5 protein-coding genes are annotated in these 4,937 nt (G+C 36.3%); 2 read left to right on the top strand and 3 right to left on the bottom strand.

The window, feature by feature from the left end:
• Nucleotides 1–508: multicopper oxidase domain-containing protein (locus JI665_RS28095; RefSeq protein ID WP_206846270.1), on the bottom strand; the 508-nt coding region annotated here is incomplete at its 3' end.
• Nucleotides 509–856: 348 nt separating this feature from the next.
• Here JI665_RS28095 and JI665_RS28820 point away from each other — a divergent pair.
• Complete coding sequence (locus tag JI665_RS28820; RefSeq protein WP_244671350.1) at nt 857–1,003, top strand: hypothetical protein; 147 nt, start codon at nt 857–859, stop codon at nt 1,001–1,003.
• A 573-nt stretch (nt 1,004–1,576) separates the two neighbouring features.
• Nucleotides 1,577–2,704, top strand: a complete 1,128-nt coding sequence (locus JI665_RS28105; protein ID WP_206846271.1) for a YncE family protein — start codon at nt 1,577–1,579, stop codon at nt 2,702–2,704.
• Nucleotides 2,705–2,858: 154 nt separating this feature from the next.
• On the opposite strand, the gene JI665_RS28110 is transcribed toward JI665_RS28105, so the two are convergent.
• Nucleotides 2,859–3,347 (bottom strand): SRPBCC family protein, encoded by a 489-nt coding sequence (locus JI665_RS28110; protein WP_206846272.1) that lies wholly within the window; start codon nt 3,345–3,347, stop codon nt 2,859–2,861.
• 293 nt (nt 3,348–3,640) lie between these two features.
• The coding region (locus JI665_RS28115) for an MATE family efflux transporter (RefSeq protein ID WP_206846274.1) at nt 3,641–4,937 on the bottom strand (1,297 nt) is incomplete at its 5' end.

Genomic DNA, 4,937 nt, shown 5'->3' on the forward strand with positions numbered 1-4,937 from the left:
CTTTATCCATTTGCTCAACAGCATTCTGATGGGTATGGTACATATATGTTCCAGGATCCTCCGGGGTGAATTCATATGTGAAGGATTTACCTGGCTGTACCGCATTTTGTGTTACACCTGGTATACCGTCCATTTCATTTGGAACCCTAATTCCATGCCAGTGTATGGACACAGGTTCATCAAGTTCATTTTTAAGATTTATTTTTACTTTTTCTCCTTGTTTTACTCGAATTTGGGAACCGGGAACAGACCCATTGAATGTCAGTGCATCCACACTTACACTCTCATTCAGTTGATGTTTGCCTTTTTTTGCAACAATATTTATTTCATTTCCTGTCAGTGTTTCTGTGGCATTTGTAGTTTGTAACCCCTCGATCTTTTCTTTTTCATCTGTATTATTTTCTTCCGTGTCCATGTTCCCATGGTCCATTCCACTCATGCCGCTATTAGAACAGGCAGCAAGAAATAAGATAGAAAAAACTAATATAGCAAGCAGTTTAAGTTTCATGACTGAATACCTCCTGTTATTATTCAAACAAATCATAATATAAATAAGTGCAGAAACTATGGATAATAAATTCTTTGTATGAAATTTTTATTTAATGCAATCGACAGTTGGCAATTAGTTAACAAATAATTCATATTTCTTTGCAGGCTCTTTCTGAGGATCATAGAAATTTCTGCAAAAAATAGTGTTAACATAAATCCTAAATAGGGGAGGTGGCGAGAATGGATAAATGGAGTAGAGGACCATTTATTTCAAAAAAGGTATAAGGAACAGCTGGTATATGTGCCATTTCAGTTCTTCCTCTTAGGTTGACAGTGTATCGACAGGGAAAAGGTGGATATGAGTGCGATGGCCAGCTTAGGGCCAATCAGTGAACTGGAAATGGGGGAATTTCCAAAGAAAGTTCCTTATAAAACAAAAGTTCTATATGCATGGGTTGAACAAGAAATGGAAGGCCTTGTATACATCAATGAAACAAAAATGATGATTCTTTAATCATAATGTCGACTGTATGTACACAGGATGTATTGCAGGAAATGCAGAAGAAGCCATTATGAAAGAAGGAATTACACTTTGCTGCCCCTGTCACGGAGGAAAGTATGATGAATTTGGTATTAATGTCAGGACCACTGGATGTTTTCAAAACGTAGATCCAAGACAGTAATGTGTAAATAGCCATTCCTATCCCAATCAAAAGGGAAAAATCAAAAGGATGAACGGAGTGATGTCATATGTCGTGCTGTTCAAATAAGAAGGGGAAAATTAGAAAAAATAGAATACCAACTGGATTATTTTTAATAATCTGGTCTTTGATTGTAGGATTGATAGGCATAATTAGTTTATTTTTCAGATAAAAAAACTAGTAGTACTTAATGAACAGGCAACAATTTGGCCTGTTCATATTTTTGCGTTGTAAATTCTTATCGTACATTCCAAATATGAAGATTTTATGGAGTTCAAAAGATTGTTAGATTTTTTAAAAATAAACGTGGCATAGTGAAATAAATCACTTTTGTACTCTTTTTTAGTTATTATGCTTTCCTTAAATTCGAAAAGGAGGAACATATCATGAATAATGTAAAAAAGAGTGTATTTATTTTTCTTTTGCTTTTAGGAGTGATACTGGCAGGATGCAGTTCAGCAAGTAATGCTGGGGAAGATAAAAAGAGTGAAAAAGAACCTGTATCTAAAGTAGAAAACAAGGAACGGGAAGATGATGAGAAAAAAGAAGAGGCCGATAAGAAGTCAACTGTCCAATATTATTTCACCGCAAACGAGGGAGGAAGTATCTCTAAAATTGATTCAGCTAATAATTCAATTATATCGACAATAGAAGTAGATGGTTCGGTTCATAATGTGCAGGTTTCACCAGATGGAAAAATGATTGGGGCAACAGTGGTGCCTAGTATGGCAGGGCACGGTGGAGAGGATGATGGTCACGGAGAAGAAAAGAAAATGGGTGCAAAAGCAGTTTTTTACAGCATAGAATACGATGAATTAATACAGGAAGTCGAAGTTGGCAACCACCCTGCCCATATTGTTTTTTCAGAGGATGGGAAGTACGCTGCAGTAACAAACAATGAAGACAATAATGTGACCGTCATTGATATGCCGAGTTTTAATGTAATTAATACAGTGGAGACAGGGAAAGGGCCACATGGATTCAGAATTTCATCAGATAGCAAGAGAGCTTATATTGCCAACATGGGTGAAGACACAGTAAGTGTCGTTAACCTTGAATCCATGAAGGAAGAAAAGCGAATCAAAGTGGGAACTGCTCCCGTAACTACAGGTGTTACTTCTGATGGAAAAACTCTTGTCGCTACATTAAATGGAGAAAATGCTCTCGCTGTGGTTGATTTGGCTACTGATAAAGTTGATAAAATTCCAGTGGGGACTGGCCCTGCACAAGTATATATCGATGAGAATGATCAGTTTGCTTATGTTGCAAACCAGGGAACAGAAGAAGCTCCTTCCAGCAGTGTTACAGTTATAGATCTGGCTGCAAAGAAAACAATTACTGAAATCAAAACCGGAAAAGGTTCGCATGGAGTGGTAACAAGTCCGGACAACAAGAGGGTGTATGTGACGAATATGTTTGAAGATACGGTCAGCATCATCGATAAAGAACAGAATAAAGTCATTAAAACAATTGAAGTAGAAGGAGTGCCGAATGGAATAAGCATTACAAATTAATTCATTTGTCATCACTATATAAATACAAAAACCCGAGACAATTGTCTATAAATTTTATTAGAATAGCTGAATTATGTGATAGACCCCAGATTCAAAAATAGAAACTGGGGTTTTGTCTCTTACTAAAAATATTTATATTTTAGTAGATTGTAGTTTACGGTTGGCAGCATAAATTACCTTTGCCCTTTTCAAGAGCAGATTTTAAACTATCAAGTACACCTGACCATGCCATTTGGTGCCAGTTAAAAGCTTCAACCCTGTCCTCATTATCTTTAAATCCAGTATGCTTTATAATCACTTTTGTAGAACTTTCATTAATTGATTTGAAACTTACATTAACTGTTGTTAGGTCATTTTCATTGTTCATTAGTGTTTCGAATTGGTCTGGCGCTTTCCATGTAAAATGCAGTTCACTTTCGTTGATAAGTTTAGTGATTTTGCAGCCCTTCGTATTCATACCCGTACTATTTCCAGGTATGAAATAAAGCTCGTAATTGCCACCTTCCTTAGCATCTACTACCGCTTCAGGTGCAAACCATTCAGAAACTCTTTCAGAGATTGTCCAAGCGTACCATACTAGATTTAATGGTGCATTAATTGTTACCTCCTTAATAATAGCGATATCATTTGTTTCAGTTTTCAAAAGAACCACCCTCCGTTGTAAAAATATTACAACTAAATAGTAACATTATTAAGAAAATTTAAAAATGATTAATTGTTAGATCTCTTAAAACCTACCCTGTTTCCTACACTTCCATCTTTCTTTAATTCACTACCCTAGTAATGCTTTTCAGAAATACTGAGAGGGTGAATACAAAATTCACAGGAATTAACGTCTCCTCTTTACTTATAATTGGCCCTTTTAGAAATATTGCAGTTCTATATTAGATAAGCCGAAAAGTTAATTTGAGAATTCAGGAAGTTGATCCGTAACAATCAGGAGCTTTTTATCCCTTTGGATGACTCATCAATTTTCATGTATTTTAACCAGTTGCTGTTCTGATAGTTGATTCCTAGCCAAATCGCTCTATATACATTATCTAAGCCAATCGCAATCCAAACTCCTGCTATACCTAAGCCAAAATGTACACCCAATATATAAACACCAGCTGTTCGGATAAACCAGATGCCAATTGCAGTCGAGTACATCGGAAACTTTGTATTTTCTGCTGCTTGATATACGCCAGTTAAAATTAATACCACTGCTAAAGCAGGTTGAATAAAAGCATCAATTTGAAGGGCCAGTTTTATTTGTTGAACAACTTTATAATCATCGGTAAAGAAGTATGTTGCCCATTCTCCTAATATAAACAAGTTGCCACCAAAGATTGTCATAAACACAGTGCCTGAAAGAATTGAGAGGTTTGCATATCTTTTCGCACCATGAATGTCATTTGCACCAAGTCTTTGACTAACCAAAGTGGTGGCTGCGGCGGCAAATCCATAGCCGATCATATACGAGAAAACTTCGATGTTTCCAGCAATTTGATGAGCTGCGAAAGTATTAGTGCCTAAGGCTACGATTATTCCAAAATATAGCACCTGCCCAATTCTCATGACTAATCTCTCTCCAGCTGCTGGCGAACCCAAGGTAATAAGGTTCCATAGTATCTGTTTATTTATTTTCCAGTTTAAAGGGTTGGCTGATATAGTATTGTATTTTAATAGATAAAAAGAGAGTCCGATGACACCTAATATCCTCGAAATAATGGTCGCATAAGCTGCACCTTCCAATCCAAGAGCTGGAATAATGAAAAAGCCAAATATAAGGATGTAGTCAAGAACGATATGAATGAGGTTCATATATATGCTAATTTTCATGGGTGTCTTTGTATCACCATTGCCCCGTAAAATGCTCCCCATTACAAACATTAATGAAATGAAAATGGAAGGTGTTGCTACAATTTGAAAGTAGATAGCAGCTGGCTTTAATACACTGTTCTCGACTTCCATTAAACGGAGTAGAGGTTCAGCCAGGAAAAAGGAAATCAATCCAAATATTACTCCTAAAATAATAGCAAGAATAATGGACTGATCACCGATTTCTTTCGCTTTTTCCTTATCTCCAGCACCTTGAAATTTGGCAATTAAAACATTTGCCGCAACACCAATTGACATAAAGACGGCAAAATATACAGCCAGGATTGCATTCGTAATACCGACAGCAGAAACTTCAATCAATCCTAGTTTAGAAACAAATAAAGTATCAACGAAGCCGAGAATGGTTTGAAAA

Source organism: Bacillus sp. NTK034 (assembly GCF_017303275.1).
Classification (GTDB): Bacteria; Bacillota; Bacilli; order Bacillales; family Cytobacillaceae; genus Cytobacillus.